Origin of the sequence: Streptomyces phaeolivaceus, assembly GCF_009184865.1 — a bacterium.
GTDB classification, from domain to species: Bacteria; Actinomycetota; Actinomycetes; order Streptomycetales; family Streptomycetaceae; genus Streptomyces; species Streptomyces phaeolivaceus.
Genome location: NZ_CP045096.1, coordinates 8283257 through 8308252, shown reverse-complemented (window position 1 = coordinate 8308252; position 24996 = coordinate 8283257). Strand labels below are relative to the sequence as shown.

The following is a 24996-nucleotide window of genomic DNA, read 5'->3' as shown; positions in this document are numbered from 1 at the left end:
TGACACTAGGCAAGGCCCAGGTCATGGGGATACGGGGAAAACCCTCGACCCCCTGGGAACTCCCCTATGCCGCCCGACAGTCGGGCCCGGATGCACCGCTTCGCCGGGTTTGCCGAGGATTCACCGCCGCGCCGCGCGTGGCCGGATCCGACCGGTCGAACAAGGGCCTGTCGTTCGGATCGCGCCGGCTTCGGGTCACGGTGCCTGGTGACCGCCGGTGAGCGGGCTTGGTGCGTGCGGCTGCGAGGCGGAGGAGGGCGTCGACGCGATGGGGGTACCTCCCGCTCGCGCGAAGTCGAGAGTGGGGGGAGTCGGCGAGTGACGACAACGCGGCTGGGGGTCCCCCACGCCCTTGAGGCAGTGGGGGAGCGCGTGCCAAGCCCCGCGCCCCAGGCGTGATCCGAACGACAGGCCCTCGGCCACGCCGTTGAACACCGCGCCCATGGGTCCCGTACGACACGGTGGACCCCTGTGAAGCCTCGCCCCCCATGGATCGGACGTACCGGATGTACCGCTTGTCCGCCCGCCGCACCGACGGCTGCCGCGTCGGCCGCCGTCGCACCCCCGGCCGCCGTGCCGGGGTCACGACCGCCGCCGCGGCCGTCGTGGCCCCGCTGCTGCTCACCGCCGGGGCCGTCGGCCCGGCCTGGGCGCACGGTGCGCCGACGGATCCGGTGAGCCGGGTGTCGGCGTGCTCGCCGGAGGGCGGGAGTCAGGGGTCGGCGGCGTGCCGGGCGGCGATCGCCGCGAACGGCGGGCCCTTCACCGCGTGGGACAACATGCGGATCGCCGGGGTGAACGGGCGGGACCGGGAGGTCGTCCCGGACGGTCAGCTGTGCAGCGGCGGGCTCGCGCCCTACAAGGGGCTGGACCTGGCCCGCGCCGACTGGCCCTCGACCCGCCTCTCCCCCGGCAGCACGCTGGATCTGACGTACCGGTCGACGATCCCGCACACCGGTACCTTCAAGCTGTTCCTGACGAAGCCGGGTTACGACCCGACCGAGCCGCTGAAGTGGTCCGATCTGCCCGAGAAGCCGTTCGCCTCGATCACCGACCCGCCACTGCGGAACGGTTCCTACGAGTTCTCGGCGAAGCTGCCGGCGGACCGGGCCGGGCACCATGTGCTGTACACGATCTGGCAGAACACGAGCACGGTCGACACGTACTACTCCTGCTCGGACGTGGCGTTCCCGAAGGCGAAGAGGGCCAATCCCGGGACGGATACGGGGAGTTCGGCGAGGACGCCCGCCGGGGACGAGGAGAGCGCGGCCGGGAAGCCGGCCGCGGAGAAGTCGGAGTCCGCCACGCCGACGGCGTCCACGGAGGCACCGCCGGCCGACACCGAGGACTCCACCGGCGACGCCGCCCGGACCGCCGACCCCGGCAGCCCCGTCGCCTCCACGACCGACGAAAGCGGCGTCTCCGTACCGCTGGTGGCGGGCGGCGCCACGGCGCTGGTGCTCGCCGCGGGCGCCGCCCTGTACCTGCGCGGCCGGGGACGCCGCTCCCGTCACGGCAGTTGATCGCGTCGACCGCCGCTTCACTGCCCGAGGTCGGTTACCGGCCGCCGGACCGGTAACCGACCGCTTTCTGCGGGGAGTTGAGGTCAGTTGGTGTAGACCGTCGCCCCGCCCTGGGCGGTGTCCAAGACGGGCGCGTACTTCGCCGTGAAGTAACCGGTGGCGAAGCACAGGGACGAGCCCGAGGTCCTGGTGAACGGCTGGGCGGTGAAGTTGATGCTGTTGTCGGTGTTGTCGGACGTGCCGGTGATGCTCGGCGCCTGGTAGACGCAGTTGATGGTGCCCAGCAGAGTGCGCAGCACGACGGTGGTCTGGATGACCGAGTCCGCCGCCGGGGTGACCGTGAGGGCACCGCCCGAGGTGACGGCCGTGGTGTAGGGCAGGTTGTTGACGGTGATGCTGTTGACGCCGAGGACACCGAGGACGTTGCTGGTGCAGCTGCCGAAGGTGTGGGCGTCCACGGACTCGGTGGCCGTGCCGGGCGCGGCCGGGTTGTCGGTGACGGTCGCGGTGAAGGTCGACGCGGCACAGGAGATACCGCTCGTGCCGGTCGCGCTGGAGCGGAACGTGCCGGCGGTGCCGGACGCCAGCGAGGCACTGAGGACGTCGCCGACGGCGACCGCGTCACCGGCGAGGCCGCCGGTGGTGAGCACGGTGTCGGCGGCGGAGGCGGGGCTGATGGCCGACACCATCAGGGCGGCGGTGCCTGCGGCGAGGGCAAGGAGGGATCGCGTACGCATGGGGGTGCCTCTTCTCATGAAGTGAGGGCCGGTGACGACCCTCGGAAGGTGCGGGTGACAGCCCGCGCCAAGCGTGGGCTGCGGTGGTTGCGCGCGAGTGGACACCGTTCGCGCGGGGGAACGCGGCGATGTCGCACGGCGCCGTACGGTCGCTGCCGATCCGTGACACGCCTTCTCCGTACGTGACGGATCGACAGCGACAGACAGCCGGGGACCGGACACGGCCCAGTGGAGGGGAAGGCGACCGTGCCCGGCACCGCGGCGAGGGGTGGTGCTGTGCTGGGCCGCGCAGCGCGTTCGGGTTGCGCCACCCACACCCTCGTCTGCGACGGGGTGTTCGGGACGGTGGCATGCGCTGCGCGTCGGATCCGGCGCCACGGATCCGAGGGTGAAACCCGGGAGAGTTGTAGACCTGCGAAAGAGTCAACGTCAAGGCGTTGTAGGGAAGTTGATGATCGGAGCCCCTGCGCGGGATGGCCGAAATCAGCGGCTCCGGACGACAAAACCAAAGGTGAGAGATGTTCACCTTTCACAGAGGGCGCACAACCAACATCCTTTTGCCACAAGCGCCTTGACCCTTGAAAGTAACCACCGGTAACTTCGCGAATGGCTACTGCGGCGTAGCAAGTAAGCCCTTGCACCCACGGGAGGTGCGCCGAGGCGTGCGCCGCGACCGCTGTCCGCGCCAGGACAACGGGCCGTCGAAGCTTCATCTGCAATAACTTGGAAGTCCAGGGAGCACACATGGCCTCGTCCTCGGACGCCACGGCGTCCACCAACGAAAGACCCGAGGGTCCCGCGGCGTCCGGAAGACGCGGGCGGGTCCGCCTGAAGCGCGCCGCCGTGATGGCGGTGCCGGCCACGGCGGTCGCCGCCGGTCTGATGATCCTCACCGCGCAGGGCGCTCTCGGCGTCCAGTTCGCCATCTCCGGCATGCCGTTCGTGGTCACCGCCGACAAGCTCGAAGGTGAGGGCTTCGCCCAGTACGGCTCGCTCGACCACATGATCGAGAACAGCCCGAACGAGGGCGACACCGGTGGTCAGGTGCTGGTCGTCACCTCGGTCGTGAAGAACGGCAAGCTGACGAACCTCTGCCAGAGCGTCGACCTCGGCGGCATCCAGCTGGTCCTCAGCGCCGGCGACAAGGGCACGCCGGTGAGCGTGAAGAACCTGGCGATCGACTCCGACGACATCTCGGGCGACGCCTCGTTCAACAACATCGAGATCGGCCGTGACTCCAGCACGTTCGACAAGGTGGACCAGAAGGGCATGCCCGGTGTCTACGGCCAGCAGGCCGACACGGTCACCATCACCGATCTGTACCAGCACAACTACGCCGCCACCGCGGCCGTCTTCAAGCTCCCCGACCTGCACATGAGCTTCACAAGCGAGGGCTGCGACTAGTGGGCGACTTCCGGGAGTGGAGGGGGCACCGGCCGTTCGCCGGTGGTCTGTTGCTGGTGCTGGGCGGCACGGAGATCCTGCTGACCATGAAGGCACCGCTGCCGGTCATCCTCAAGATCGGCATGCAGGGGCTGGCGGGCTATCTGCTGCCCTCGCTGATGGTCCTGTGCGGGTTGCTGATCCTCTTCAACCCCAGCCAGCGCCTGTTCTACTCCATCCTCGGGATCATGCTCTCGCTGGGCACCTGGCTCACGTCCAACATCGGCGGGTTCATCGTGGGCCTGCTGATGGGGGCGGTGGGCAGCACGCTGGCCTTCGGCTGGCTGCCGGACCAGGAGCCCCGGGTCAAGCGGTCACGCTCCGCGAAGCGGGCGGAGAAGCACGCTGCGGAGATCGGGTAGTCGCGGTTGTTCGGCGGCCTCGGGTGATTCGTGGTTGATCGCGCGATCCCCGCGCCCCTTCAGGGCGCGGGGATCGCGGCCGTCAGGGCCGTGCGGAGGCGGGTCGTGTTCGTCCAGTAGGTGTCGTGGGTGAGCGGGACGCGCCAGTAGAGGCCGGGGCCCGCCGTACGGCGCAGGGGCGGGACGGCGACATGGCTGCCGCGGCCGAGGACCTGGACGTCGGGCAGCCGCCATTCGGACGCGTCGCCCGGGAGGACCAACCAGTACATGATGCCGCCGTAGCCGTCCTTGATGACGGCGCCCGTCTCGTCCCCGAGGGACTCCAAGGCGAGGGCACCGAGAGCGACCGGCACCCGGACCGCGTTCCACCAGCGCCCGGCCGGCACGGTGCGAACTTCGGGGCTGTAGGAGCACATCCAGCGCGGGGCCCTGCTGACAGTCATGGCACTCACCGGCATTTCATGGGGGGGGTGAGCCCGATCCTAGGAGTGGGCCCTCGACCCGACTTGCGAGTACGCGCACGGAAGTTGCCGTCGTACGCAGCACCCACCACGCGATCTCGCCCGGCGACGCTACGGGGTCGTAGCGTGACCGGTCCCGCACGTTGTGTTGGTGGACCTTTTACGACGCAGGAGGGCCCGATGGGCAACCCCACCCCCTTGGTGATTGACGCGACCGGCCATGACATCCACGGTGAGGCCGCCCGGATCCGCGAGACGGGTCCGGCGACCCGGGTCGTGCTGCCGGGGCCGCCCACCGTCGAGGCCTGGGCCGTCAGCAGCCCCGATCTGCTCAAGAGACTGCTCACCGACCCCCGGGTGTCGAAGGACGCGCGACAGCACTGGCCCAGGTTCGCCGCCGGTGAGATCACCCCGGAATGGCCGCTGTTCACCTGGGTCGCCGTGCAGAACATGTTCACCGCGTACGGCGGTGACCACAAACGGCTGCGCACCCTGGTCGCCAAGGCGTTCACCTCGCGCCGCACCAACGCCCTCCGGCCGCGCATCGAGGAGATCACCGAGGGGCTGCTCGACCGGGTCGAGGAGGGCCTGCGGCGCGGCGAGGCGGTCGATCTGCGGGAGGAGCTCTGCTATCCGCTGCCGATCCAGGTGATCACCGACCTGTTCGGGCTGCCCGAGGAACGGGGCCTGGAACTGCGGGAGTTGGTGGACAAGATCTTCGACACCTCCGCCGACCCCGGTGAGATGACCGCCGCCTACGGGCGGTTGCAGGGCGTACTGGCCGAACTCGTCGCCGCCAAGCGGGAGTCACCCGGCGACGACCTCACCTCCGGGCTGATCTCCGCCCGCGACGAGGACGACACCCGGCTCAGCGAGCAGGAGCTGATCGACACCCTGGTCCTGATGATCAGCGCCGGGCACGAGACCACCGTCAACCTCCTCGACCAGGCCATCCACGCCCTGCTGACCCACCCCGAGCAGCTCGCCCATGTCCGGGAGGGCCGCGCGGGCTGGGACGACGTGATCGAGGAGACGCTGCGGACCGAGGCGCCGGTGGCGAGCCTGCCGCTGCGCTACGCCGTGGCGGACCTGGACCTCGCCGAGTTCGGCGGCCCGGAGGGTGTGGTGATCGGCCGGGGCGAGCCGATCCTCGCCGCGTACGCCGCCGCCGGGCGGAGCCCCGAGCGGCACGGGAAGGACGCCGACGTCTTCGACGTCACCCGCGCCGACAAGGAGCACCTCGCCTTCGGGCACGGCGTCCACTTCTGCCTGGGCGCCCCGCTCGGCCGGATGGAGGCCCGGATCGCGCTCCCGGCGCTCTTCGAGCGGTTCCCGTCGCTCGAACTCGCCGCCGGGGAGGGAGGCTTGGGCACCGTGGAGTCGTTCATCTCCAACGGCCACCGCCGCCTCCCCGTCCGCGAGGCCTGACGGGCATCCCCATCGGGCCTCCCCGGGACGGCTACTCGCCGCGCCACCAGGACAGCAGCCGGGCCCATCCGCTCCTCGGGCGGGTGGGCTCCGCCGGCCGGGCGTCGCCGCCGCCGTACGGGCCCTCCGTACGGCGTGCGGCAGACACCGGCGCCTCGGCGCCCGCGCCCACCACCGGGGCCGGCGGGAAGGTCACCGGCAGCGCGGCGAGCGCCCGGTGGAAGGGACCCGGGCGCCACTCCAACGCCCCTACGGGGACGGCGAGTTCGACGTCGGGGAGCCGGTCGAGGAGCTTCTCCACCGCCACCGAGGCGATCAGCCGGGCCTCGCTCTGCGCGGGGCAGTTGTGCGGGCCCGCGCTCCACGCCAGATGGGCCCGGTTGCCCGCCCGCTGATCGTTCGCCAGGGCCGGGTCGGTGTTGGCGGCGGCCAGGGAGACGACGAGCGGATCACCGGCCCTCAGCAGCGCGCCCTCGTACATCACGTCCCGTTTCGGGTAGTGCACGGCGTAGTTGGCCATCGGCGGGTCGGTCCACAGCACCTCGTCGAGGGCGTCCTCGACGGGCAGGCTGCCACCGGACAGATCACCCGCGAAACGGTCGTCGTGCAGCAGCAGCCGCAGCGCGTTGGCGATGAGGTTCTGCTGCGGCTCGGTGCCCGCGCCCATGAGCACGACGAGGGTGTGGATCATCTCCTCGTCGGTGAGCTCCGCCGGATGCCGGGTGAGCCACGACGTCACGTCCGGGCCCGGCTGCCCGCGCTTGAGCGTGACCAGCTCGAAGAGGGTGGCGCCGAGCAGTTCGTTGGCCCGCTCGGCGTCCACCCCGTCGAAGATGTCGGACATGCTCTCGACCAGCCTCAGCCCCAGTTCGGCCGGGCAGCCGAAGAGATGGTTGAAGACGAGCAGGGGCAGCACCTGGGCGTACTCGCCGAGGAGGTCCGCCTTGCCGGTGGGCGCGAACCGGTCGATGAGGGTGTCCGCACTGCGCTCGACATAGCCGCGCAGGGTGTGGGGCTCGACCCGGGCCAGGCTGTCGGTGATGGCGCCGCGCAGCCGCTCGTGCTCCTCGCCGTCGGAGAAGATGGCGTTGGGCCGGTACATCATCATCGGGACGACGGGGCTGTCCGGGGGGACCGTGCCGTCGTTGAGGTCGTTCCAGCGGCGCGGGTCCTTGGAGAACGTCTCCGTGCTCCGCAGGACGTGCAGCGCGGCCTCGTACGAGGTGACGAGGGTGGCCCGGACGCCGGGCGCCAGCTCGACGGGGGTGGTCGGGCCGGTCGCCCGGGCCCGCCGGTAGAACGCGGCCGGGTCGGCGGCGAACTCCGGTCCGTACATGGGCTGGTGGGCCGGGCAGCCCGGGGGCGGGGCGGACGGCGATGCGGGGGTCACACATGCTCCAGTTCGGTGTCGTCCTGGCGGCTCAGCAGATACTCGACGAGGGAGATCAGGGCCCGGGTCGAGGAGTCCGGATCGCGGGCGTCGCAGCGCACCAGCGGGGTCTCGTCCAGCAGGTCGAGGGCCTCGCGCACCTCGTCCAGATCGTGCACGGGGGCGCCGTCGAAGTCGTTGACGGCGACGGCGTACGGCAGGCCCAGCTCCTCCAGGACGCCCATCACGTCGAAGGAGTGGGAGAGCCGCCGGGTGTCGGCGAGGACCAGCGCGCCGAGGGCGCCGCGGGTCATGTCCTGCCAGAGCTTGGTGAAGCGCTGCTGCCCGGGGGCGCCGAACAGATACAGCACCAGCGAGTCGTCGAGGGTGAGCCGGCCGAAGTCCATGGCGACCGTGGTGGTCGTCTTGTCCAGGGTGCCGGCGAGGTCGTCGACCAGGGCACCGGCCTCGGTCATGACCTCCTCGGTGCGCAGCGGCCGGATCTCGGAGAGCGTGCCGACGAATGTGGTCTTGCCGACCGCGAAGTGACCGACGACGAGCAGCTTGGCCGCCGTCTTCACCGTCGGCCGCAGGTAGACGTCGTCAGAGGCGGGCGCGGAGCCCATCAAGGACCTCCTGGAGGATTCTGGCGTCCGACGGCCGGGCGGCCGGTATCGGTGCGCGGGTGACGATGTGGCCGCTGTCCATCAGGTCGGCGATCAGCACCTTGGTCACACTGACCGGCAGCCGGAGATGGCCGGCGACCTCGGCGAGGGAGAGGGAGCCGTGGCGGCACAGCTCCATCACACGGCGCTTCTCCGGGGTGAGCCCGGCCAGGGACAGGTCGGTGGTGGCGATCAGCAGGGTGACCAGGTCCAGGGTGTTGCGGGTCGGGTGGGAGCGGCCGCCGGTGACGACGTACGACCGCACCAGGCTCCCCTTCGGCCGGGGGCGGGGCGTCATGCCCTGCTGCCCGTGTCCAGCCGTGCCGGGCTGGACAGCTCCTTGCCGAGCCGGTCGACGAGCTTGTGCATGCGGTAGGTCACGGACTCCATGTCGACCTCGTCGCCGGTGGACACCGCGAGGTAGGCGCCCTCGCCGGCCGCGACGAGGAACACGAAGCCGTGTCCGAACTCGATCAGGGTCTGCCGCCACGGGCCGTCCGCCGGGCCGCAGAACTCGGAGGTGCTGCGGCTGATCGACTGCAGGCCCGAGAGGCCGGCCGCGAGGCGCTCGGCGTCGTCGCGGTCGATGTCGGCGGAGTGGGCGCGGAGCATGCCGTCGGCGGAGAGCAGGATGGCGTGGCGGGCCTCGGGGACCTTCAGCACGTCGTCGAGCATCCAGCCCAGCTCGTTGGTCATGGGCTCGATCATGCGTGGGGGGTCCCTTCGTTCTCATGGGGGGTGGGGCTCGCGGGGTCGGCGGCGGAGTCGGGCGCGGCGTCGCGGACGTACTCCTCCTCGTCGAGGATGCGTCCCGCCGCCCGGCCGAAGCGGGTGCCGCGGGCGAAGGCGCCCATGATGCGGGCGTTCTCCTCGGGCGAGCGGCCGGTGTCGTCCTCGGCCGGTGCCGGGGGCTCCGGCTCGGGGGCGAGGTTCCGTTTGGGGGTGCGTCGGCGGCGCTTGGGCAGTCCGCCCTCGGTGGTGTCCTCGGGCGGTGTGCCGGGGGTGGTCTCGGCGCGGGTCTGCCGGGGGACGGGGGCGGTCCGGGTCAGGGGTGTCTGGTCGATGGGTGGCTCCGGTGCGGCGGGCTCCAGGTGGGTGAGCAGCGCTGAGGGCAGGAACGCTACGGCGCGGACGCCGCCGTACGGCGAGCGGGTGTCCACGGAGACGGTGAACCCGTAGCGCCGGGCGAGCATCCCGATGACGGCGAAGCCGAACTGGGGCGGGTCGTCGAGGCGGGTGACGTCCACCTCGCCGCGTCCGCCGAGCAGTTGGGTGGCGCGCCGCACGGCGTGGGCGTCCATGCCGACGCCCGCGTCGTCGATGACGACGCACACACCGTTGTGCACGTTCTGGACGTTGACCTCGACCGTGGTGTTGGGCTGCGAGTGGCGGGAGGCGTTGTCGAGCAGTTCGGCGACGGCGAGCACGACCGGCTCCACCGCGCGGCTCTCCACGGCGATGTCGACCTGGCCGTGGACGCGGATGCGCCGGTAGTCGCGGATGCGGGAGGTGGCGCCGCGGACGACCTCGACGATCGGGGAGGTGGCGCGCTGCCGTCCCGGCCAGGAGCCGCAGAGTACGGCGATGGCCTGGGCGCGGCGGCCGAACTGGGCGTTGGTGTGGTCGACTTCGAGGAGGTCGCGCAGCACGTCGGGGTCGTCGTGCCGGTCCTGCATCTCGGAGATGGACATCTGCTGCTCGTTGGCCAGGGCCTGGATCGAGCGCATCGACGCCTTGAGGGCGGCCTTGGCGGACTGGTCGGCGCGGGTCTGCGCGTGCTCGACGGCGCCGGTGAAGCGGGCCAGGACCTCGTCCAGGCCCTTGCCGAACTCGGTCTCGGCGAGCCGGGCGTCGAGCGGTCCGACGCCGGGGACGCTCTGGCCGGGGTGGTCGGCGAGAGCGGGCAGGCGGACCGTGACCAGATGGCGCAGCTCCTCCTCCCGGGCCCGCACGTCGTCGGCGAGCGCGGCGCTCCGCGCGCGCTGCCGCCGGGTGATCCCGTGCTGGCGCAGCAGCAGTACGGCGGCGGCGAACAGCGCCACTGCCAGCGCCCAGGTCACCGCCTGCGGTATCGGTTCGGTCATGAAGTACGAATCCTTACGTCCTCAAGTCCCCGTGCGCCACCGGACCGGCCCGCCCGAGGGAGTTGACGGAGCGCCCGACGCCCAGGGTCTGTCGTTCGGATCCCGCCCGGGCCGCGGGGCTTGCCGGCAGTCATGAGGCACTGCCGCCCGGAAACGGCGTGATCCGAACGACAGACCCTAGCGGCGCGACCGCTCGGGCACTTTCCGTGACGCGCAGGGAAGTTGTCACAGAGCGCATGAGTGGCGCAAGGGGCGTGAGTCAAGCGGGGCGATTCCTCCGGCATATTCGGCCATGTGGGCGCGGCGGCGGGGCAACCGCTTGCCACGCTAGGGTGCCCTCCGGGTTCGACCGGGCGATAACTATCTTTGATCAAGCTGAAGTTGAAGATTTCTCCGACGGGGACCGTAAGAGACCACAAGGACGTCGTCGGGGGCCGGACAGAGGAGGAGCAGCGTTGCCCGCGGGAAGTTACAGCGTCGAGGCGCTGACCACCGAGGAGCTGGCCCCGCGCGAGCGGGCCGACTTCTGGACCGAGCAGATCGGCTCCTACCAGTCCCGGATGGGCTTCAAGTACGCCCAGTCGGAGAACTTCCGCGGCACGACCGTCCGGCAGCGCACCGACACCTATCAATTGGTGAAGTACCGGTCCGACGAGATCGAGTACACCCGCACGATGCGTCAGGTGCGCCAGGACCCGGACGAGGACTACCGGCTGCTGCTGCCGATGAGCGGGGAGATCGTGCTGCGGCAGGACGGCGGGGAGGCCCGGCTGACCCCGGGCACGGCCGCGCTGGTCACCTTCGCCTCGCCCTTCCAGTGCCTGCAGAGCGACGCCATCGACGCGTTCATCTTCACCATCCCGGCCCGCGAGGTGGACGGCCGACTCAACAGCAGGTCACCGGTGGCCAGCGGCCTGGACCTCACCGCGGGCCTCGGCCGGATCGTCGGCTCGATGCTGACCGGGCTGCACGAGGAGCGGGAGCACCTCACCGACCCGGAGTTCAACGCGGTCTCCGACCGGGTCGTGGAGCTGGTGTGCATGCTCACCGCCGGCGACGACCGCCCGGACGCCCCCGGGCAGTTGGGGGAGGTGGAGGCGATGGTCCGCCGCTATGTGCGCGACCACGTGGCCGATCCGAACCTCACGGGTACGGCGGTGGCGCGGGCCCTCGGCTGGTCGCTGCGGCAGATCCAACTGGCCCTGCAGCAGGCGGGTACGACACCCCGTGAGCTGATCCGCGAGGAGCGGCTGCGGCTGGTCCGGGACCGCTTACTGTGCGCGGAGTGCGAGCACATGACGATCACGGATCTCGCCTACTCCGCCGGTTTCTCCTCCGCGAGCGCCCTCAGCACGGCCTTCCGGCGACGCTACGGCGTCAGCCCCCGGGAGATGCGGCACAGCACGCGCTGACATCCGGCGAACAGGCTCTCATATCGGCGCTCCCGTCCCATCGGTTGAAGTCCAAAGCTTAGTCAAAGCATGACGCTCCGTCGACCCGGGGCACTTTCGGGCACCCCCGGTGTGAATTTTCCCGGAGTACGCCGTGCACGGTATGTGCGATCGGCCGTACCGCGCACCCGACTTCACATGCCACATCCGGAGTTGACACGAGGCAACAACGCCACGGATTGGCGTGATCCTTACACACCACCCGACCGGGAACGGACCCTCGGCGCGACCGAACCCGCAGGTGACCCGCCGCCCGGCGCTCCCTCTTTCACAGATGGCGCGGCACCGCGGCCGGGGTGTGAAGAACTGTTTCCGCACGGCTCGTGAAGAGAGGGTAAAAAGGCGTCGCGGACCCTTGCCGCCGCTGACGGCACCTCAGGTGACAGACCTCCCCTGAGCATCCAGGACCGCTGGTCAGATAGTTGACGTTCTTCGCTACTCTGTCGCGTACTGGCTGATCGAGAGGACTCCGATGCCTGAACCCCCACCCTTCGCGACGACCCCGGAACACGGTCGTCCGGAGACGACGACTCCCCCGTCCCGTCACCGGCACGGAAAGACCGGGGCATCGGATTCCGCGCACTCGTCCTCGCCCCAGCCCCGGTTGACGCGGCTCGCCGTGCTGCCCGCCGCGGTCATGGCCGGAATATCCACCGCCGTCACGGGCACCGTCCTGCGGCTGCAGGAGGGCACCGCCGACGCCGCCACCTGGGGTGTGCTGGCGGGTGGCGCGGTCCTCGGCTGCGGCTGTCTGGCCGTGGCCGTGGCGGCGGCCAGGAAGCGCGCCAGGTCCGACGCGAAGCGCGCCGAGTCGCTGCGGCAGGCCATCACCACCGGCAACTGGGCGCTCGACGAGGACCTGACCCGCCTCAAGCGCGGCGAGCAGCTGCTCTCCCGCGGCTTCGCGTACCAGGCGTCGCGCGGCGAGGACCCGTACCAGAAGCTGGAGTACGACGTCACCGAGGCCCAGCACCGGGCCCGGGAGGCGCTCGTCTGGGCGGCGAGCTACTTCCAGTCCGCCTCGGACGACAACAGCGACAAGGTCGAGGTCTTCGTCAACCTGGCCCGCCGGCTGCAGTCGCTCGTCCACCGCACCATCCGTGAACTGGACGATCTGGAGAACCAGGTCGAGGACCCGGACCTGCTCCGGCGCATCTTCGGCATCGACCACCTGGCCACCCGAATACGCCGGCACGCCGAGAACCTCGCGGTGCTGGGCGGCGCGGTCTCCCGTCGCCAGTGGACCAACCCCGTGACGCTGACCGAGGTGCTGCGGTCCTCCATCGCCGAGGTCGAGCAGTACTCCCGCGTCAAGCTGGTGCCGCCCATCGAGGGCACACTGCGCGGCCACGCGGTCGCCGACGTCATCCACCTGCTGGCCGAACTGGTCGAGAACGCCACCATGTTCTCCCACCCGGACACCCAGATCCTGCTGCGCTCCCGCCGGGTGACCGCCGGCATCGCCATCGAGGTCGAGGACCGCGGCCTGGGCATCCCCCAGGAGGACCAGGCCCGGATCAACACCCTGCTCGCCGACCCGGCCCGCATCGACGTCGCCAAGCTCCTCGCCGACGGCCGGATCGGTCTGTTCGTGGTCTCCTCCCTGGCCCGCAGGCACGGCATCGCGGTCCAGCTCCAGGGCAACATCTACGGCGGTGTCCAGGCGATCCTGGTGCTCCCGCAGGGGCTGCTGGGCGAGGAGGAGGGGCAGGGCCCCGTACAGGCGCCGGTCCAGGTACGGCCGGCCCCGCCCCAGCAGGCGCAGGCCCCCGCGCCCTCCTGGCAGGGCCCGTCCCACGCGGCTCCCCCGGCCGCCGTACCGTCGCCGCCCGCGCACCCGGGTCCCCGGCCGTCCGTCCCGTCCCACGCCGGTCCGCCGTCCGGTTCCCCGGCGGGACTGCCGCAGCGGTCGGCCGCCCCGGTGCCGCCCCCGTCGGCCGCCCGGCACGAGCGGGCGCGGCCCGTCTCCGACGTACGGTCCGAGTACCGGCCCTCGGGCTACGAGCGTCCGACGGCCGCCCCGCACGGGTCGGGTGGGTCCGGTGGGCCCGCCAGGCCCACGCTGCCGAAGCGCCGCGCGATGGAACACCTGGCCCCCGAGCTGCGGCAGGCACCCGCCCCGCGCCCCGAGGCCCATGAGCAGGAACTGAACTTCAGCCCCGGCCTCCTGGCCGGAATCAATCGAGGCTTCGGTCTCGCCGGCGCGACCTCCGACGCGATCCCCGTCGACGACCCGCGCTGGGCCACGCACCGACCGCAAGGAGAAGAACCCCACCATGGTGAGCGATAGCCACCCCACCGGACAGAACATCGACTGGCTGCTGGAGAACCTCAAGAAGACCGTACCCGGTACCCGCCAGGTCCTGTTGCTCTCGTCCGACGGCTTGAGCAAGGCACATGTGGATCTGAGCGCCGACGACGCCGACCGGCTGGCGGCGATATCCTCCGGGCTCAACTCCCTGGGCCGGTCCTTCGGCCACGACAGGGTGCTGGGCAACGGCGGCACCGTCCGCCAGGTCATCGTGGAACTCCACAACGGCATCCTCATCGTGGCCTCCGCGGGCCATGGCGCCGTGCTGGCGGTCACCGCGGACGCGACGACCCACACCGAGACGCTCGGCTACGAGATGGGCATGCTCATCCGGGCCGTGCAGCCGTTCCTCGCCACACCGGCCCGCCGCCCCAACGCGCCGTCCAGCGCGGGGATGTGACGACGCGATGACGGACGAGCTGTTCCTGGACGAGGAGGCCGGACGCTTAGTCCGGCCGTTCACCGTCAGCAACGGGCGCACTCGGCCCTCGACGTCGTTCGATCTGCTCACCCTGGTGATGGCCACCGGCGTCCGGCCGATCGGCGACCTCGGCCCGGACCACGACCTGGTGCTCGGCCTGTGTGTCAGGCCGGTGCCGGTGGTCGAGGTGTCCGCGCGGATGAACCTCCCGATCGCCGTCACCAAAGTCCTGTTGTCCGACCTAGTGCAGCACGAGGCGCTCACCGCACGGGCGCCCCGTGCCGTGGAGGCGGCCTCCGCCGCCAACCGAGAAGTTTTGGAGGCGGTGCTCGATGGCCTACGCGCACGGCTCTGACCCCTTCCCGACCGCCCTGAAGATCCTGGTGGCGGGAGGGTTCGGGGTGGGCAAGACGACCTTCGTCGGAGCGGTCAGCGAGATCGCGCCGCTGAGTACCGAGGAGGTCATCACCACGGCCAGCGCCGGTACGGACAGCCTCGCCGGGATCGAGGAGAAGTCCACCACCACCGTGGCCCTGGACTTCGGCCGGATCACCCTCGGCTCGGACCATGTGCTGTATCTGTTCGGCACCCCCGGGCAGGAACGATTCTGGTTCATGTGGGACGAGTTGTCCGACGGGGCGCTGGGCGCGGTGGTGCTCGCCGACACCCGGCGGCTCGACGCGTGCTTCCCCGCGGTGGACTTCTTCGAGGTGCGCGGCATCCCGTTCGTGGTGGGCGTGAACGAGTTCGACGGCGCGTACCAGTACTCCGTCGAGGAGGTACGGGACGCGATCGGCCTGAAGTCCCACGCGCCGATCGTGTTCTGCGACGCCCGGCACTGCAGCTCCGGTACGGGCGTGCTCGTCGAACTCGTGCGGCATCTGCTCGACATGACACCCGGCGTGGCGACGCACCAGCCGCCCGTGCTCCGTTGATCCCTACTCAACCCGGCCGAACTGGAACGGAGTTCCGATGAACAGCCCCTATTCCTCCTACGAGCCACCGCTCGACCGTCTGCTCCTCACCCCCGAGGATCCGGTCGGCCCGCAACGCGGCGCGAGGCTGGCTCAGTTGGGGCTCGCCGACATCCCCCGGCCCGAGTTCGACGCGTTCGCGCGCCGGCTGGCGCTGGAGCTGGACGCGCCGTACGCGATGGTCAACTTCGTGGACGACAGGCGGCAGTTCTTCGCCGGGCTCTACACCCCGGACGCCGGGCCGGTGAACATCTCGACGGGGCAGCTGGCCGAGTCCTCGATGAGCCGGGAGATGCGGCTCGACCACGGCTTCTGCCCGCACACCGTCAAGCGGACCGCGGCGCTGGTGCTCGACGACGTCTGCGACTACCCGCGGTTCGCGGGCAACCCGGTCGTGGACGAGATCGGTATCCGCTCCTACATGGGCGCGCCGCTGGTGGACACGCTGGCCGGGATCAATCTGGGCACGATCTGTGTCGTGGACACCGACTCCCGTACCTGGGGGCGGCAGCGGCTGGAGATCATCAAGCACATGGCGCAGGAGATGTCCGACCAGATCCACGCCATCGCCTCCGGCCGCTGAGCGGACCGGGCGCCGCCGGTCCGCCGGGGCTCCTCCAAGCCCCGGCGACGCTCCGCCGACGGCGCCTAGACCAGTTCCCCGACCGGGATGGGCTCCGGCTCGGGTTCCTGCTCCCGCTGCTCGACCTGCGGGGTGCGGACCAGGTCGGCGAGGCGTTCGGACCACTGGCCCTTGTTCTCGCCGAGTGCGAACTCGCCCAGCCTGAGGCCCTGGATGTCCGAGGTGCCGGCGGGGGCGTAGATGTGGAAGGCGTCGCGCAGATAGCGCTCGACCGGGCGGTCGGTGAACAGGCCGCAGGCCGCGTGCATCTTGACGGACGCCTGGGCCGACTCGATGGACGACTCGACGTTGAAGAGCTTCGCGGACATCAGCTCGACGTCGCAGGGCCGCCCCTGGTCCAGCAGATGGGCGGCGAGATAGGCGCTCTGCCGGGCGAGGGTGAGGCGTTGCAGCATCCGGCCCAGCTCGATCTTGATGTTGGGCAGATGCCCGAGCGGCCGTCCGTAGCGCTGGGTCTCGCCGCAGTACCGGGCGGTCTCCTCGAACACCGCCTGGTGGATGCCCAGGGACACCGCGGTGAGGTTGAGGCGGCCGTAGAGCACCGACGAGGAGTAGGCGATGGCCAGCCCCTCGCCCTCCTCGCCGAGGCGGTTGGCGGCCGGGACCCGGCAGTCGTCGAAGATGAGTTCGCCGAAGCTGAAGCCGTGCAGGCCCATGGAGGGCACCTGTTCGGCGAGGGAGAACCCGGGGCGGTCGGACTCGACGAGGAAGGCCGTCATGCCCTTGGAACCGGGCCCGGTGCGGACCACGACACCGTGCACATCGCCCACATGGCTGTTGCCGACGAAGACCTTGCGGCCGTTGAGGATGTAGTCGTCGCCGTCCCGTACCGCGCTGCTCTCCATGCCGGCCACGTGGCCCCCCGACCCCGGCTCGGTGACAGCGATCGTCGGCAGCACCTCTCCCGCGGCGATCCTCGGCAGCCACTGGTTCTTCTGGCTGTCGTCGCCGAAGTGGACGATCTTGGCGACGCCGAGTTGGGAGGCCTGCACCATGGCCCCCATCGCGCCGCTCACCCTGGACAGTTCCTCGATGATGACGGTCTTGGCCAGATGGCCCGCGCCCATGCCGCCGTAGGCCGGGTCGATCGTGGCGCCGATCCAGCCCTGCCTGGCGATCAGCCGGGAGAGCCCCACCAAAGCCGTACGGGAGGCCTCCATCTCGGGTATCAGAGGCCGCACCACTCGCTCGGCGAACTCGCGTACGCGCTGCCGCAGATCCTCATGATCCTGGGTTGTGAAGACGTGTTCCACGCCAAGCCCTTCTAGGCGTTATCCCGCGCCCGGGGGAGACGCGGTGGCTGTGCGTCGGTCGTGTTCTGGTTGGGAGTCTGACCGACGCTCAACATGGTCTACAAATCAACCTCTTACGCCAAGATCGTTTAAGGGGTTTGGCCGAAACATAGGCGGTTGAAACTTGAGCGTGAATGTGGGATACGAGTATGACGATATCCACATTCTGATACTTTCCGAGTCGAACTTGTACGACTCCCTCGCCCCGGAAACGGGCAGCGCCCGACCGGACCACCAGGCACCCCTGGCGCGAACCCCCTTCCCTCCCCGCTGTGCACCGCCAAATACCAAACTGCCGCGCCCCGCGCGCAGGTTTGAGCAGGCTGCCATAGATTTCCGGCCATACCTCCGGGAGCCGGATGTGGCCGGACCGTGCCCTTCCCGAGGGGCTGCCGTGTCGACAAGTCAGCTTTCCGTGACCCTCCGTAATGTTCCGCTCCGTCACATCGTCCCCCACCGGCGCGGACCGTCCCCGGAGCCCCGCCAATTGCTGTGGCGCGGTGCCAAGTTGGGATCGGGCGGGTGCTGACGGCGGGCCTCGGGTCCTGATAGCGTTCCGTCGGCCCGCTGACATTCGCCGACGGTGTGTCGAGCCGGAGCACAGGGGACGCCGGACGCTCACCGTGTCCCCACCGCCAACGGATGTTCACTGTCGTACGAGGAATCAGATGCCAGGCACCCTCCCCCGCATCGGCCCCACGCGCGATGCGACTCGGTGGCCCGGATGAGCGGTGACACGCCCCGCACCGAGACCGGCGGCCCCGCACCCCTCCCCCGGAGCGGCCCCCAGGGCCTGCCCCGGCGCCCCCGGAGCGCCCCGGCCGCGCCGCCCGAGGACGTGGCCGAGCCCCCGGGAGCGGACGACGACGCGGAGGACACGCTCTGCCCGGACACCCTGGCCCGCGCCATGGTGGCGATCCGGCGGGGCTCGACGCGGGCCCGGCTCGCCGGACCGGACGACCCGGTGCCACCCCCGGCGCCGACCGAACCGTGAGGAACACGCACGACATGACAGAGCAGGAACGACCCGGTCCCCAACTGGACTGGCTGCTGGACGGACTCGTGGAACGCATACCCGAGATCCACTGCGCCATCGTGCTCTCCGGGGACGGCCTTCTCATCGGCAAGTCGAAGGACATCCGGTTCGACGACGCGGAGCATCTGTCCGCCGTCGGCTCGGGCATGCACAGTCTGGCCCGGGGTGTGGCCCGCCACTTCCAGGGCGGCGAGGTCCAGCAGACCGTCATCCAGATGGAGCGGGCGTTCCTCTTCGTCACCGCCGCGGGCCGGGGCGCGCGGCTCGCCGCGATCGCCTCGGAGGAGGTGGACGTCGGAATGATGGCTTTCGAGATGGGCACCCTGGTCAAACAGGTCGGCAAGTACCTGAGCGCGGCGCCCCGTTCGGAAACCCCGTCCGGTTACGTGCAGGACGCGTGAGCCGCGACGGCCGCCGGTTCTGGAACTCGTCGAAAGGGTGATGGTCGGTGTCCATCAGCTCCGAGCCCCTCGTACCCACCGCGCTGAAGATCCTCATAGCGGGGGGCTTCGGTGTCGGCAAGACCACCATGGTGGGCTCGGTGAGCGAGGTGACCCCGCTGGCCACCGAGGAGCACATCACCCCGGCCGGCAGACGCGTGGACGACCTCAGAGGCGTCGAGAAGAAGGTCTCGACCACCGTCGCCCTGGACTTCGGCCGCATCACCTTCTCCTCCGAACTGGTGCTCTACCTCTTCGGTACGCCGGGACAGGACCGCTTCTGGTTCATGTGGGACGACCTGTGCAGCGGCGCGCTCGGGGCCGTCGTCCTCGCCGACACCCGCAAGCTCGACGCCTGCTTCCCCGCGGTCGACTTCTTCGAGTCCCGTGACATCCCGTTCGCGGTCGGCGTCAACTGCTTCGACGGCAACCGTGACGTGGACGCCGAACAGGTCCGCAACGCGCTCGACCTGTCGCCCGACATCCCGGTCCTGCTGTGCGACGTACGCCAGCGCCACTCCAGCAAGGAACTCCTGCTGGCGGTGCTCGGCGCGGCCCGCCGCCGGATGGAGGCCCGGCTGGTGGCGGCCGGGCTCCGGCCGGGCTAGGGCCTGTCGTCACATTCCCGTCGTCGCCCGAAGGGCGGCACCGCGGCGTCGTGGGGGTACCTCCCGGTCGAGCGAAGCCGAGACCGGGGGAGCGTGCTCTCGGCGTGCCGGGCGTCGCGGAGCAGAAGGGACTTCCGAAACACGCCCCAGGGCCGAGCGCTCAGCGGGCCGACTCCTGGGCCCTGGCGGGCGGTTCGGCGCGGCCGAGCGCCTCGGCGCGGCCGAGCGCCTCGGCGCGGCCGAGCGCCTCGGCGCGGGCGAGCAGTTCGGTGCGGCCGATGGAGTCGGTGCGGGTCGAGGGGACCGTGCAGGCGTACGCGCCCGCGATCGCGCCGAACAGGCCGCACCGGTGCGGGGGTTCGCCGGTGAGCCGGCCGAGGAGATAGCCCGCCGCGAAGGCGTCACCGGCGCCGTTGGAGTCCACGGCGGGCGACGGCGGGGCCACCGGCGGGATGTGGCTCAGTTCGCCGTCGACGAGGTGGTACGCGCCCCGCGCCCCGTCCGTGGCGACGACGGTCCGGGCCCGGCCCCGCTCGGCGATCCGGCGCATGACGCGCTCCGGGTCCGCCAGCGCGGCGGCGGATACGAACACCAGGTCGGCGGCGTACGCGAAGGGCTCGTGGTACGGGTTGACGCCGTCCCAGTCGTGCAGATCGGTCGAGACGGTGACCCCCAGCTCGCGCAGCACCGGCAGGGAGGCGGCGCAGGGTTGGCTGATGGACACGTGCACATGGCGGCTGACGCCGGCCAGCGCGCGGACCGTGTCCGGTGGCAGTTCGCCCACCTCCTGGCTGCGGCTGCCGTCGTAGAGCGAGCAGCGGCGCCCGTCCGGGCCGACCAGGTTCACCGCGCGCCGGGTGCCGCCGGGCAGGGGCGCCTCGGTGAAGGGGACGCCCCGGTCGCGGTGGAGGGCGCGGACGAGGTCGCCCTCGTGGTCGTCGCCGAGCAGGTCGAGGTGATGGGTCCGCAGACCGAGCGTGTGCGCGGCCACCGCCAGGAAGTCACCGGTCTGCCCGGCCCGGGTCTCGATGGCCGGCACCAGATGACTGTCCGCGAACGGAAGCGGCAGCTCGGGGACGTACACGATGGTGTCGACCCCCGCCCCGCCGAGCACGAGGACGTCGATCTCGGACTCGGTGGACAACGTGCCTCCAGCGGTGACGGCCTCACCCGCGCCCCGAAGGGGCGCGGGGCAGTACCCAATGTGCGGCTCTCTCCGCCGGGCGGGACTGGGCGCTACGTCCAGGACGGGTCGGTCGAATCGGTCAACGGTAGCCCCTGACGCTCACGCGGGGCCGTCGGAGGGGCGGGATCGGCGGTGTCCCGGCCCTCCGACGGCAGTTCTGCCCAGACGACACGACCGGACCGTTGTGGGGTGTCGCGCACCCCCCAGTCGCTGCTGAGCATGCCGACCAGCAAGAGCCCTCGCCCGTTCTGGTCGTCGGGGCCCGGACGACGCCGGGCAGGCTGTGTACGACGGCTGTTCTGGTCCTCGACCTCGATCCGGAGCCGTCGGCCGGTGAGGTGCAGCCGGCACACGATCCACTCGCTGTCCGTGTGCGTCAACGCGTTGGTGACCAGCTCGGACGTGATCAGGAGGGCGTCCTCGCGGGTCTCCGGACGCACCCCCCACTCGCCGAGCAACTCGCGCACGGTTCTGCGCGCCTCGCCCGCCGAGGCGGGCACCGCGGGCAGTCCGAACACACCCGCTCTGTGGGGTTCGTACGCCTCTGCTCCAAGGGGTGGGTACATGGTCGGGGCTAACCGGTCCGTGGACTGGGGGAGGGTGGGCGGAGCCATCGCCGTATGCCTTTCGTCGGCCCTTCGCACCGCAGCGGTGCCGGTGCCACGGCCGTCTCGCCGCCCCTCGCGAACACTGGCAACTCGCGGGGAACAGCGCTGAGTTGCGGCCACATCTCCCCCAACCTGGCCGCGCAGCTTCAGCGTTCACCGAAGCCGTGACGGTATGACCACTGTGGCATCCGCGAACAACACCTCGCAACCAGCAAGTTGAAATTTGCAATTTGTGCGAGGCATGCTGCCCCCGTTCGAGCCAAGATCGTGTCAGACTGCGCTCTCGAAGCGACTCGCACAACAACGCGCAATCCTTGAACGAAAACGCTCAGGACTCGTAATCCAGTTCGACATGACTCGGGTGCCCGGCGTGAGGGGTGGTGGGCGTGACCGCGGAAACGGACTGGGGCGGAGCCCCCTCCGTGCTGCGCATGATCCTCGGCAGACAGCTGGAGGAGTTGCGCACTCGTGCCGGACTGACGTTCGAGCAGGCGGGCGAGGCGATCGGAGTCAGCCATTCCACGATCCGCCGCCTGGAGGCCGCCAAGGTCGCCCGGCTCCGCCTCCCCGATGTCGAGAAACTGCTCCAGATCTACGGCGTCTCCGACCAGCAGGAGATCGAGACCTTCCTGAAGTCGGTCCGCGAGGCCAACAAGCGCGGCTGGTGGCACACCTACCGCGACGTCCTGCCCGACTGGTTCGCCGCCTACCTCAGCCTGGAGCAGGCGGCCCTCCAGATCCGCGCGTACGAGGCGCAGTTCGTGCACGGCCTGCTCCAGACCGAGGAGTACGCCCGTGCCCTGCTCGGCGCCGGCAACCCGCACGCGGCGACGGAGGACACCGAGCGGCGGGTGGCGCTGCGGATGCGGCGCCAGGAACTCCTCACCCGCGAGCAACCGCCGCGGCTGTGGGTGGTGATGGACGAGACGGTGCTCAGATGGCCGGTCGGCGGACCGGACGTGATGCGCGCCCAGATCGACCATCTGATCGAGCTGAACCGGCTGCCGCATGTGACGGTCCAGCTCATGCCGTTCCACAACGGTCCGCACCCGGCGATGCGGGCCGGTGCGTTCCATCTCTTCCGGTTCAGAGCACCCGAGTTGCCGGACATCGTCTATCTCAACGGTCTGGTGGGCGCCGTCTACCTCGACAAAAGGGAGGACGTCGTCGTGTACCGCGAGGCTCTGGACCGGCTGGGCGCGCAGTCGGCGCCCGCCCGCAAGACCGAGGCCCTCCTCGGCGCGCTACGCAAGGAGCTCTGACGTGCACCACCACATGTCCCACAACCCCCACGGAGTACGCAACGGCCTCCACACAGGCGGCGTCCGCAACGGCATGCCGGCCCGCGATCTCGGTGTCCAGGACTGGCACCGGCCGTGGAGCGACGACGCGGGCGGTGCCTGCGTGGAGGTCAAGAAGCTCGCCGACGGCCGGGTCGCCGTACGGCAGTCGACCGATCCCGACGGGCCCGCACTGCTCTTCACCCCCCGAGAGATGACCAGCTTCCTCACCGGTGTGAAAGCGGGCGACGCCGACTTCCTGCTCTGAACCGCTCAACCCGCTTGCTGCCACGCCTCGTTGACGCACCACTTGTTTGAGAACCGACACCTCGTCTGTACGACACGACCTGATGGGAGGGACGGCGTTGCCCGACAACGGATGGCCGGCCGACCGGATCGACACGGAGCACGCGCACTCCGCGCGTATCTACGACTACATCCTCGGCGGCAAGGACTACTACCCGGCCGACAAGGAGGCCGGTGACGCGATGGCGCACGAGTGGCCGGCCCTGCCGGTCCATATGCGCGCCAACCGCGACTGGATGAACCGCGCGGTGCGCTGGCTCGCCGAGAAGGCGGGCATGCGCCAGTTCCTCGACATCGGAACCGGCATCCCCACCTCCCCCAACCTCCACGAGATAGCCCAGTCGGTGGCCCCCGAGTCACGGGTCGTCTACGTGGACAACGACCCGATCGTCCTCACCCTGTCCCAGGGGCTGCTGGCCAGCACCCCCGAGGGCAAGACCGCGTACATCGAGGCCGACTTCCAGGACCCCGAGACCGTCCTCGGTTCCGCCGAGTTCGGGGACACCCTCGACCTGTCCAAGCCGGTCGCGCTCACCGTGATCGCGATCGTCCACTTCGTGCTGGACGAGGACGACGCGGTCGGCATCGTCCGCCGGCTCCTCGAACCGCTGCCCTCGGGCAGCTATCTGGCGATGACGATCGCCACCGCCGAGTTCGCCCCCGAGGAGGTGGGCCGGGTCGCCCGCGAGTACGCGGCCCGCGACATGCCGATGCGGCTGCGCACCATCGACGAGGCCCACGAGTTCTTCGACGGCCTCGACCTCGTCGAGCCCGGCATCGTCCAGGTCCACAAGTGGCTCCCGGACGGCACGGGCGAGGAGGGCATCCGCGACGAGGACATCGCGATGTACGGGGCGATCGCAAGAAAGCCCTGAGGCAGGACGGCACGTTCCCCGCGCCCTGAAGGGGCGCGGGGAACCGCGCGCCCGGCCACCACGAACCCGCAGTCGCCCGAAAACCCCCAGAGGCACCCCCGTAGGCGCCCGGAACCTACCCCGCGCCCCCCGTACTGTCCCGAACGATCAGCTCGACAGGAATCACCGAGTCCCGCCCCGAATCCCCCGGCTCGTCCAACTGCCGCACCAGCAAGCGCAGCGCCATCGTGCCGATCAACGAGAAGTCCGTACGGATCGTCGTCAGCGGCGGCAGCAGATGCGCCGCCTCCGGGATGTCGTCGTAGCCGACCACGCTGAAGTCGTCCGGGACCCGGCGCCCCGCCTCGTGCAGCGCGCGCAGCAGGCCGAGGGCCATCTGGTCGTTGGAGGCGAACACGGCGGTGACGTCCGGACGGGCCGCGAGCCGCCGGCCGAGTTCATAGCCGGAGTCGGCGCTCCAGTCCCCGACGAGCGGCGCGTGGACGCGTGCGCCGGCCCGCTTCAGGGTCTCCCGCCAGCTCGCGGCACGGCGGTCGGCGGACGTCCAGCCGGTGGGTCCCGCGATGTGCCAGACCGTGCGGTGACCGAGGCCGAGCAGATGTTCGGTGGCCAGGCGGGCGCCCGCCGTGAAGTCCGAGGAGACGACGGGGGTGCCGTCGCCGAGGCCGTTGTCCAGCATGACCAGCGGGGTGTCCGGGCGGGCTCGGGCGAGTGCGGTGGCGACCGGGCGCTGTGGGGCGATGGCGATGACGCCGTCCGCGCCCTCGGCCGACAGCCGGTCCACCGCGGCGACGACGGTGTCCCGGTCGGCCGTGTCCAGGGCGATGGAGCTGACGAGGTAGCCCGCCTCCTGGGCCGCCGTGTTGATCGCGGTCAGGGTGGCGGCGGGGCCGTAGCGGGCCGCGTCGAAGGAGATCACTCCGAGCATCCTCGTCCGGCCGCTGGCCAGGGAGCGGGCGCTGCGGCTGGGGCGGTAGCCGAGGGTGCGCATGGCCTCCCGCACGGCCTGGCGGGTCTCCGGGCGGACCGCGGGGTTGTCGTTGAGGACACGGGAGACGGTCTGCTTGGAGACGCCGGCGAGGTGGGCCACGTCGGCCATCACCGGGCGGGTGCCGGCGAAGTTGCGGCGGCTGCGGGATCGGGGGGTGGTGTCGGGGGGGTCGGCCGCGGTGCCGTTCGTGGTGCTTCGGGGCATGCGGCTGGTTCCCTTTCGACGGGGGCCGGATCGGGGGTCTGTCCGGGGCCACAGGATAGATCCGGCGGTTTCGCCCCCGCCGCCCCTACCCGTCCCCTCCCCGGGGGCTGCGCCCCTTCGACCCCCTTCGCGCTCCGCGCGGGGTGCGTCTGTCGGTCGGGGGCGGGTCCGGTGGGGCTTCTCGCCCAGTTCCCCGCGCCCCTGAAAAGCCGGGGCTGCGCCCCGTGCTTTCGGCCCTTTGAGGGGCGCGGGGAACTGCGCGAGAAGCGCCCACCGAACCCGCACTCACCCACCCGCC

At 70.8% G+C, this 24996-nt stretch carries 27 protein-coding genes; 16 read left to right on the top strand and 11 right to left on the bottom strand.

Features of this window, described 5'->3' with window-relative positions; translation table 11 throughout:
- The first annotated feature begins 488 nt into the window (after window positions 1-488).
- Window positions 489-1523: a lytic polysaccharide monooxygenase auxiliary activity family 9 protein gene (locus tag F9278_RS38035; protein WP_193241825.1), complete on the top strand. Its 1035-nt coding sequence runs from the start codon at window positions 489-491 to the stop codon at window positions 1521-1523.
- An 83-nt stretch (window positions 1524-1606) separates the two neighbouring features.
- Here F9278_RS38035 and F9278_RS38030 read toward each other — a convergent pair whose 3' ends face one another.
- Window positions 1607-2260, bottom strand: a complete 654-nt coding sequence (locus tag F9278_RS38030) for a Tat pathway signal sequence domain protein (RefSeq protein ID WP_152172347.1) — start codon at window positions 2258-2260, stop codon at window positions 1607-1609.
- A 744-nt stretch (window positions 2261-3004) separates the two neighbouring features.
- Between F9278_RS38030 and F9278_RS38025 the strand changes: the two genes are divergently transcribed.
- Window positions 3005-3664 carry a DUF6230 family protein gene (locus F9278_RS38025; protein ID WP_152172346.1) on the top strand — a complete coding sequence of 220 codons (660 nt, stop codon included), beginning with the start codon at window positions 3005-3007 and terminating at the stop codon, window positions 3662-3664.
- Window positions 3664-4065 (top strand): DUF6114 domain-containing protein, encoded by a 402-nt coding sequence (locus tag F9278_RS38020; protein WP_193241824.1) that lies wholly within the window; start codon window positions 3664-3666, stop codon window positions 4063-4065. Before F9278_RS38025 ends, F9278_RS38020 begins: the two co-directional genes overlap by 1 nt.
- A 59-nt stretch (window positions 4066-4124) precedes the next feature.
- On the opposite strand, the gene F9278_RS38015 is transcribed toward F9278_RS38020, so the two are convergent.
- The gene (locus F9278_RS38015; RefSeq protein WP_152172345.1) at window positions 4125-4508 is read right to left on the bottom strand and encodes a hypothetical protein; all 384 of its coding nucleotides are present in this window, start codon (window positions 4506-4508) and stop codon (window positions 4125-4127) included.
- 198 nt (window positions 4509-4706) lie between these two features.
- Here F9278_RS38015 and F9278_RS38010 point away from each other — a divergent pair, with 198 nt between their 5' ends.
- Entirely contained in the window at window positions 4707-5954 is a 1248-nt protein-coding gene (locus F9278_RS38010; RefSeq protein WP_152172344.1) for a cytochrome P450 family protein, read from the top strand.
- 31 nt (window positions 5955-5985) lie between these two features.
- Here the strand turns inward: F9278_RS38010 and F9278_RS38005 are convergent, their stop codons facing one another.
- The 5 genes from F9278_RS38005 to F9278_RS37985 are packed head-to-tail and all read right to left on the bottom strand — an operon-like array spanning window position 5986 to window position 10072.
- Window positions 5986-7290, bottom strand: coding sequence for a cytochrome P450 (locus F9278_RS38005; protein ID WP_152174374.1), 1305 nt, complete (start codon window positions 7288-7290; stop codon window positions 5986-5988).
- Window positions 7291-7340: 50 nt separating this feature from the next.
- Entirely contained in the window at window positions 7341-7949 is a 609-nt protein-coding gene (locus F9278_RS38000; RefSeq protein WP_152172343.1) for a GTP-binding protein, read from the bottom strand.
- On the bottom strand, window positions 7927-8286 hold the full coding sequence (locus tag F9278_RS37995) for a DUF742 domain-containing protein (RefSeq protein WP_152172342.1): 360 nt from the start codon (window positions 8284-8286) through the stop codon (window positions 7927-7929). Before F9278_RS37995 ends, F9278_RS38000 begins: the two co-directional genes overlap by 23 nt.
- Window positions 8283-8696 (bottom strand): roadblock/LC7 domain-containing protein, encoded by a 414-nt coding sequence (locus F9278_RS37990; RefSeq protein ID WP_152172341.1) that lies wholly within the window; start codon window positions 8694-8696, stop codon window positions 8283-8285. The genes F9278_RS37995 and F9278_RS37990 overlap by 4 nt, the downstream gene beginning before the upstream one ends.
- Window positions 8693-10072 carry an ATP-binding protein gene (locus F9278_RS37985; protein ID WP_152172340.1) on the bottom strand — a complete coding sequence of 460 codons (1380 nt, stop codon included), beginning with the start codon at window positions 10070-10072 and terminating at the stop codon, window positions 8693-8695. Before F9278_RS37985 ends, F9278_RS37990 begins: the two co-directional genes overlap by 4 nt.
- Window positions 10073-10527: 455 nt before the next feature.
- On the opposite strand from F9278_RS37985, the gene F9278_RS37980 reads away from it, so the two are divergent.
- The 6 genes from F9278_RS37980 (at window position 10528) to F9278_RS37955 (ending at window position 15812) form a co-directional block, all read left to right on the top strand.
- The gene (locus F9278_RS37980; protein ID WP_152172339.1) at window positions 10528-11484 is read left to right on the top strand and encodes a helix-turn-helix domain-containing protein; all 957 of its coding nucleotides are present in this window, start codon (window positions 10528-10530) and stop codon (window positions 11482-11484) included.
- Window positions 11485-11995: 511 nt separating this feature from the next.
- Window positions 11996-13813 (top strand): sensor histidine kinase, encoded by a 1818-nt coding sequence (locus F9278_RS37975; protein ID WP_152172338.1) that lies wholly within the window; start codon window positions 11996-11998, stop codon window positions 13811-13813.
- Window positions 13800-14234, top strand: a complete 435-nt coding sequence (locus tag F9278_RS37970) for a roadblock/LC7 domain-containing protein (protein ID WP_152172337.1) — start codon at window positions 13800-13802, stop codon at window positions 14232-14234. Before F9278_RS37975 ends, F9278_RS37970 begins: the two co-directional genes overlap by 14 nt.
- Window positions 14235-14241: 7 nt before the next feature.
- Entirely contained in the window at window positions 14242-14610 is a 369-nt protein-coding gene (locus F9278_RS37965; RefSeq protein WP_152172336.1) for a DUF742 domain-containing protein, read from the top strand.
- Entirely contained in the window at window positions 14588-15190 is a 603-nt protein-coding gene (locus tag F9278_RS37960; protein ID WP_152172335.1) for a GTP-binding protein, read from the top strand. The genes F9278_RS37965 and F9278_RS37960 overlap by 23 nt, the downstream gene beginning before the upstream one ends.
- A 37-nt stretch (window positions 15191-15227) precedes the next feature.
- Entirely contained in the window at window positions 15228-15812 is a 585-nt protein-coding gene (locus tag F9278_RS37955) for a GAF domain-containing protein (RefSeq protein WP_152172334.1), read from the top strand.
- Window positions 15813-15877: 65 nt separating this feature from the next.
- Here the strand turns inward: F9278_RS37955 and F9278_RS37950 are convergent, their stop codons facing one another.
- The gene (locus tag F9278_RS37950) at window positions 15878-17125 is read right to left on the bottom strand and encodes an acyl-CoA dehydrogenase family protein (protein ID WP_152172333.1); all 1248 of its coding nucleotides are present in this window, start codon (window positions 17123-17125) and stop codon (window positions 15878-15880) included.
- A gap of 763 nt (window positions 17126-17888) precedes the next feature.
- Here F9278_RS37950 and F9278_RS37945 point away from each other — a divergent pair.
- The 3 genes from F9278_RS37945 to F9278_RS37935 are packed head-to-tail and all read left to right on the top strand — an operon-like array spanning window position 17889 to window position 19248.
- Complete coding sequence (locus tag F9278_RS37945; protein WP_152172332.1) at window positions 17889-18158, top strand: hypothetical protein; 270 nt, start codon at window positions 17889-17891, stop codon at window positions 18156-18158.
- Between the two features lie 14 nt (window positions 18159-18172).
- Window positions 18173-18601: a roadblock/LC7 domain-containing protein gene (locus tag F9278_RS37940; RefSeq protein WP_033529372.1), complete on the top strand. Its 429-nt coding sequence runs from the start codon at window positions 18173-18175 to the stop codon at window positions 18599-18601.
- A gap of 47 nt (window positions 18602-18648) precedes the next feature.
- Window positions 18649-19248 carry a GTP-binding protein gene (locus tag F9278_RS37935; protein WP_152172331.1) on the top strand — a complete coding sequence of 200 codons (600 nt, stop codon included), beginning with the start codon at window positions 18649-18651 and terminating at the stop codon, window positions 19246-19248.
- A gap of 160 nt (window positions 19249-19408) precedes the next feature.
- Here F9278_RS37935 and F9278_RS37930 read toward each other — a convergent pair whose 3' ends face one another.
- Window positions 19409-20392: an adenosine kinase gene (locus F9278_RS37930; protein ID WP_152172330.1), complete on the bottom strand. Its 984-nt coding sequence runs from the start codon at window positions 20390-20392 to the stop codon at window positions 19409-19411.
- 92 nt (window positions 20393-20484) lie between these two features.
- Window positions 20485-20952, bottom strand: a complete 468-nt coding sequence (locus tag F9278_RS37925) for an ATP-binding protein (protein ID WP_152172329.1) — start codon at window positions 20950-20952, stop codon at window positions 20485-20487.
- A 476-nt stretch (window positions 20953-21428) separates the two neighbouring features.
- Between F9278_RS37925 and F9278_RS37920 the strand changes: the two genes are divergently transcribed.
- The 3 genes from F9278_RS37920 (at window position 21429) to F9278_RS37910 (ending at window position 23503) form a co-directional block, all read left to right on the top strand.
- The gene (locus tag F9278_RS37920; protein ID WP_152172328.1) at window positions 21429-22304 is read left to right on the top strand and encodes a helix-turn-helix domain-containing protein; all 876 of its coding nucleotides are present in this window, start codon (window positions 21429-21431) and stop codon (window positions 22302-22304) included.
- Window positions 22305-22317: 13 nt separating this feature from the next.
- Window positions 22318-22590: a DUF397 domain-containing protein gene (locus F9278_RS37915; protein WP_152174373.1), complete on the top strand. Its 273-nt coding sequence runs from the start codon at window positions 22318-22320 to the stop codon at window positions 22588-22590.
- Between the two features lie 97 nt (window positions 22591-22687).
- Window positions 22688-23503, top strand: coding sequence for an SAM-dependent methyltransferase (locus tag F9278_RS37910; RefSeq protein WP_152172327.1), 816 nt, complete (start codon window positions 22688-22690; stop codon window positions 23501-23503).
- Window positions 23504-23618: 115 nt separating this feature from the next.
- On the opposite strand, the gene F9278_RS37905 is transcribed toward F9278_RS37910, so the two are convergent.
- Window positions 23619-24698 carry a LacI family DNA-binding transcriptional regulator gene (locus F9278_RS37905; protein ID WP_152172326.1) on the bottom strand — a complete coding sequence of 360 codons (1080 nt, stop codon included), beginning with the start codon at window positions 24696-24698 and terminating at the stop codon, window positions 23619-23621.
- Between the last annotated feature and the right edge of the window lie 298 nt (window positions 24699-24996).